Source organism: Arthrobacter sp. 2YAF22_2 (assembly GCF_052114645.1).
GTDB lineage: Bacteria > Actinomycetota > Actinomycetes > Actinomycetales > Micrococcaceae > Arthrobacter.
Map to the genome: position 1 here is coordinate 1 of NZ_JBFRFD010000289.1, position 4,755 is coordinate 4,755.

The following is a 4,755-nucleotide window of genomic DNA, read 5'->3' on the forward strand; positions in this document are numbered from 1 at the left end:
CTTCACCGGACAGATGCCAGCGGCAAAGCATGCGGTAGCCGTGAGACGGCACCTTTTCCAGAGTAACGTGGAAAGCTGGGTATCAGCCCATAGAGTCCAGCAGGGCGTCCACCCGCTCGTCCACGCTGCGGAAGGGATCCTTGCACAGGATGGTCTGGTGGGCGCGGTCGTTGAGCTTCAAATGGACCCAGTCCACGGTGTAGTCGCGGCCCAGTTCCTGCGCCCGCCGGACGAAGTCGCCGCGCAGTTTGGCCCGGGTGGTTTGCGGCGGGGCGTCGACGGCGTCCTTGACGGCCGTGTCGTCCACCACGCGCCGTGCCGCGCCCCGGGACTGGAGCAGATAGAAGAGCCCCCGGCTGCGGGAAATGTCGTGGTAGGTCAGATCCAGCTGGGCGATCCGCGGCGCGTCGAGTTCCAGGCCGTGCCGCTCACGGTAGTTGTCCATCAGCTTCTTCTTGATGGCCCAGTCCACCTCCGTGTCGATGGTGCCCGTGTTGCCGCTTTCAATGGCGTCCAGGGTGCGCTCCCACAGATCCAGGATCAGCGGGACGTGGGCGTTGTGGGCGCCGCGGTCCGCGACGAACTCGGTCACCTTGTTCAAGTACTCGCGCTGGATCTCCAGGGCGGTCAGCTGCCGCCCGTTGGCCAGCCGCACCACCGCGCGCCCGGTCAGATCATGGGAGATCTCGCGGATGCTGCGGATGGGGTTCTCCATCCGCATGTCRCGCATKATSACGCCGGCCTCGATCATSCGCAGGATCAGGTCGACGGTTCCGACCTTCAGCAGCGCCGTCGTCTCGGACATGTTCGAATCCCCCACGATCACGTGCAGCCGCCGGTAGAACTCGGCGTCGGCGTGTGGTTCGTCGCGGGTGTTGATGATGGGCCGCGACCGGGTCGTGGCGGAGGAGACGCCCTCCCAGATGTGGTCGGCGCGCTGCGAGAACGCGAACGTGGCGCCGTGCGGGGTCTTCAGGATCTTCCCCGCCCCGGCGATCAACTGGCGGGTCACCAGGAAGGGGATCAGGATTTCAGCCAGCCGGGAAAACTCGCCGCGGCGCGGTATCAGATAGTTTTCGTGGCTGCCGTAGGAGTTCCCGGCCGAGTCGGTGTTGTTCTTGAACAGGTACACGGTCCCGTTGAAGCCTTCGGCCGCCAGCCGTTCCTGCGCCTCGTCCACGAGGTCATCGAGGATCAGCTCCCCGGCCCGGTCGTGGGCGATGAGCTGGGCCAGGTCGTCGCACTCGGCAGTGGCGTACTCGGGGTGGGAGCCGACGTCGAGGTAGAGCCGGGAGCCGTTGGTGAGGAACACGTTGGAGGACCGGCCCCAGCTGACCACCTTGCGGAAGAGGTAGCGGGCCACCTCCTCCGGCGCCAGCGGGCGGGATTCCGGGCTCGAATAGGAAATTCCGAATTCGGTCTCAATCCCGAAAATGCGCTTGTCCATCTCAGTTCTCCTCAGCCAGCAGGGCCACAATGTCGGCGTCGTCGAGGCGGCGGAAAGCGCGCCGGGTACCGCGGCTGCTTTCGGAATCGCGGTCCAGTACGCCGACCTCCACGGCCGACGCCGGCAGCGCGTCAGCCTCCTTGTCCGCGACCAGTCCGGCCAGGGCCAGCCGGATGGCCCCGGCGAAATCGAGTTCGCCGCGCCAGCCGGCGGCGACAGCCTCGGACACCTTGTCGGCCTGCCCGCCCATCACGATAAAGCCCTGCTCGTCGGCGATGGACCCGTCGAAGGTCAGCCGGTAGAGATGGTCGGCTTCCGGACCGGCCCCGACCTCGGCCACCGCCAACTCCACTTCGAAGGGCTTTTGCTCCGCGGTGAACACGGCGCCGAGGCTCTGTGCGTAAACGCTGGCCAGCCCGCGGGCCGTCACATCCTCGCGGTCGTAGGAGTAGCCCCGGACATCGGCGTACCGGACCCCGGCCTGCCGCAGGCTCTCGAACTCGTTGTATTTACCGACGGCGGCGAACGCGATCTTGTCGTAGATTTCGCCGATTTTGTGCAGCGACGGCGACGGGTTTTCGGCCACCAGGGCGATCCCGTCACGGCAGCTGATGACCACCACCGACCGGCCCCGGGCTATCCCCTTCCGGGCGAAGTCTGCCCGGTCCTTCATCAGCTGTTCCGGTGAGACATAGAACTGCTGGGTCATCTCAGGCCTCCCGCTGGGCTACGGCCCGTGATTCGATGATGGTGCCGGCCACGGCGGCCAGTTGGCGTTCCGGGATACGGACCGCACCGGACCGGCTGACGGTGTACACCACCGGCCAGAGCTGCCGGACCGGGTCCGGGCCGCCCGTGGCGGAGTCGTCGTCGGCCGCGTCGTACAGCGCCTCGACCGCCACAGCCACGGCTTCTTCTTCGGCGAGGCCGGGCCGCCAGAGTTTCTTCAATGCGCCGCGGGCAAACATGGAACCCGAACCGACGGTGTGGTGTTCCTGCTCCTCGTACCGGCCGCCGGTGACGTCGTATGAGAACAGCCGGCCGACGCCGGCGGGCCGGTCGAAGCCGGCGAACAGCGGGATAACGGCGAGCCCCTGCATCGCCATGGGCAGGTTGCCGCGGATCATCGCGCCGAGCCGGTTGGCCTTGCCGTCCAGGCTCAGCGGGGTGCCCTCGATCTTTTCGTAATGTTCGAGTTCAACCTGGAACAGCCGGGTGATGTCCAAGGCGATGCCGGCGGTCCCGGCAATCCCCAGCACGGAATATTGGTCGGCCGGAAACACCTTTTCAATGTGCCGGCTGGCGATCACGTTGCCCATCGTGGCGCGGCGGTCACCTGCCATCAGCACTCCCCCGGCGTAGGTCATGGCGACGATGGTGGTCGCGTGCGGTGTCTGGAGCGGCACCGCGGCGGTTCCCGCGGGCAGCCCGGTGGGAGATCCGCCGTTCAGGGCGCCGAGCAGGGCGTTGTAGGGCAGCAGTTCCGGCCGGGACCGCTGCAGGTGTTCGGTGAATGAGGACGTCGCGTTCGCTGCTACCTGGTTGGCTGATGTTTCCTGCACTGGTGCACTCCCTCAACGTAGTGGCTCAACGACTTCCGGCCCGCAGCCCAGTGTTTCCTCAGTTCCGCGTCTCCTCCGCTAGTTCCACGCCGGCCAAGGACCGCTGGCCTACTGGCCGCCCTTTTGGACGAAGGCGCGGACGAATTCCTCGGCGTTGGACTCCAGCACGCCGTCAATCTCATCGAGCAGATCGTCCACGCCCTGGGTCGCGGCAGAGGCCTGGCCTTCCGGCGGCGCAGGGGTGGCGGGAATGTCCTCGTCCACCTCGGTGTCGCGGGACTGCGGCTGCTGCTGCTCCTGGCCTGCCATCGTTTTCTCCTTCTCGCTGTCTGTCCCATCGTGCTTGGGACATCCTGTAAGCCCATATTGCCACGCCGGGGCGTCGCGCGGGGGTCTTTCCGACTAGGAACCCGGGGGCAGTCCAAGGAGCTCCGCCAGGAACGGCCCGGCCTCGCGGTGCCGTGCAAACAGGCCGCCGGTCAAGGCCTCCGTGCCGCGCAGCGGTTCGCGGGTGGGGACGCGCTGCAGCTTGCCGCGGCCCGGCAGGTCGAAGATCACCGAGTCCCAGCTGGCCCCCACCAGGTCCGTGCCGAAACGGCTGACGCAGCGCCCGCGGAAGAAGGCCCGGGTGTCCGACGGCGGTTCGGTCACGGCGCGGCTGATCGCCTCGTCCTCGACGATCCGCTGCATCCGGCCCCGGGCCAGGAGCCGGTGGTAGAGGCCCTTCTCGGGGCGGATGTCCGCCCATTGCAGGTCCACCAGGCCCAGCCGCGCGTCCGACCACTCCAGTCCGTCGCGCTGCCGGTAGCCCTCCATCAGGGAGAGCTTGGCCAGCCATTCCACCGTCGACGCCGCCGCCGCCCGGTCGCTGTCCAGCTCGGTCAGGGTCGCGGACCAGCGTTCCAGCACCGCGTGGGTGTGTCCGTCGCCGTCGACGGCGTCCGCCACCCCTGTGTCCTGCGCGAGTTTCGCGGCGGCCTCGAAGTAGATCCATTGCAGGTCCAGGGCGGTGACGCGGCGGCCGTCGAGCAGGCGAAGGGTGGCGGTCAGCGAGGTGTCGTGGCTGATCGCCTGTAGGGCGGCCACCGGTTCGTGGACTTCGACGCGGGGCGCCAAGCCGTGCTCAATCAGGCTCAGCACCATGGCGGTGCTGCCGAATTTGAGGAAGTTGGCGGCCTGGCTGAGGTTCGCGTCGCCGATGATGACATGCAGCCGGCGGTACTTGTCCGCGGTGGCGTGCGGCTCGTCCCGGGTGTTGATGATGGGGCGGCGGATCGTCGTTTCGAGCCCGACTTCGGTTTCGAAGAAGTCGGCACGCTGGCTGATCTGGTAGCCGGGCCGGGAGCTGTCCTGGCCGAGGCCGACGCGGCCGGCACCGCACATGATCTGGCGGGTGATGAAGAACGGCGTCAGACCCCGCGCGATCTCACCAAACGGGACCGACCGGGGCATCAGGTAGTTCTCGTGCGAGCCGTAGGACACGGACTTGTTGTCCGTGTTGTTCTTGTACAGGTTGATCGGCGGAAGCTCCGGGTCCGCCGCCAGCCGCCGGACCGCGGCGAGGGCCACCAGGTCACCTGCCGCGTCCCAGGCGACGGCGGCGCGCGGATTCGTGACTTCAGGGCTGGAATATTCCGGGTGGGCGTGGTCCACGTACAGCCGGGCGCCGTTGCCGAGCACCATGTTCATCAGCAGCGAGCCTGACTCGTCCTCGCCGTCGTGGTCCAGTTCCGCGCGGCCGTAGGC

5 protein-coding genes are annotated in these 4,755 nt (G+C 67.6%); all 5 read right to left on the minus strand.

The annotated features are described in order from the left end of the window. Nucleotides 1–82 precede the first annotated feature (82 nt). On the minus strand, nt 83–1,447 hold the full coding sequence (gene pafA, locus AB4Y86_RS12310) for a Pup--protein ligase (RefSeq protein WP_441402511.1): 1,365 nt from the start codon (nt 1,445–1,447) through the stop codon (nt 83–85). Between the two features lies 1 nt (nt 1,448). Next, nucleotides 1,449–2,156 (minus strand): proteasome subunit alpha, encoded by a 708-nt coding sequence (gene prcA / locus AB4Y86_RS12315; protein ID WP_441402512.1) that lies wholly within the window; start codon nt 2,154–2,156, stop codon nt 1,449–1,451. Nucleotide 2,157: 1 nt separating this feature from the next. Beyond that, nucleotides 2,158–3,009 (minus strand): proteasome subunit beta, encoded by an 852-nt coding sequence (prcB, locus tag AB4Y86_RS12320; protein ID WP_441402513.1) that lies wholly within the window; start codon nt 3,007–3,009, stop codon nt 2,158–2,160. Nucleotides 3,010–3,117: 108 nt separating this feature from the next. Continuing rightward, a complete protein-coding gene (locus tag AB4Y86_RS12325) occupies nt 3,118–3,318 on the minus strand; it encodes a ubiquitin-like protein Pup (protein WP_441402514.1) in 201 nt (66 codons plus the stop codon). A gap of 93 nt (nt 3,319–3,411) precedes the next feature. Further along, a partial coding sequence (dop, locus tag AB4Y86_RS12330; RefSeq protein WP_441402515.1) for a depupylase/deamidase Dop occupies nt 3,412–4,755 on the minus strand: 1,344 nt, incomplete at its 5' end.